A 590-nucleotide genomic window follows, 5' to 3' on the forward strand; every position below is an offset into this window, starting at 1 on the left:
CGTACGGGCGGTTGTCGCACCGGTGTCGGCATGATGGACACGTGGACACTCTCGACGTCGTTGCGGCGGTCATCAGCGATCGCGGCCGTATTCTTGCCTGCCGTCGGCGGGCGGACAAGGCGGCTGGCGGGCTCTGGGAATTTCCCGGCGGCAAGAGAGAACCTGGCGAAACGGCTGAAGTCGCCCTCGCGAGGGAGATCCGCGAGGAGCTGAGTGCGGAGATCGAGGTCGGCCCCAAGCTGACGTCAGACGAAACGGAGGTCGGCGCTCTCACCATTCGGTTGCACTGCTTCCGAGCCGTGGTTCGTGGCCCACGCCCCACGGAGAGCACCGACCACGACCAACTCCTCTGGCTCCTTCCGAGCGAACTCCCCGGACTGGAGTGGGCCCACCCCGATCTGCCGGCCGTTCGGCTTCTTTCCTCTACGGATCGATGAGGTCGAAGCCCTCGTCAGACCTGAACGCTGTGATGATCGAGAGGCTGCGGATGAGATCTAGCATGTCCGCTTCCGGGCGACCGGGAAGCAGGATGACGGGGACTGCCGCGTAGCCCTCGCGCTGCGCAAGATGGGCATAGTCGAGCACCTGCC

At 65.4% G+C, this 590-nt stretch carries 1 protein-coding gene; it reads left to right on the forward strand.

What is annotated here, in order from left to right:
- Positions 1-41: 41 nt before the first annotated feature.
- Positions 42-437: a (deoxy)nucleoside triphosphate pyrophosphohydrolase gene (locus C5D04_RS17790; protein WP_104248240.1), complete on the forward strand. Its 396-nt coding sequence runs from the start codon at positions 42-44 to the stop codon at positions 435-437.
- Positions 438-590 lie beyond the last annotated feature (153 nt).

Origin of the sequence: Rathayibacter sp. AY1D2, from assembly GCF_002932695.1 — a bacterium.
GTDB lineage: Bacteria > Actinomycetota > Actinomycetes > Actinomycetales > Microbacteriaceae > Rathayibacter.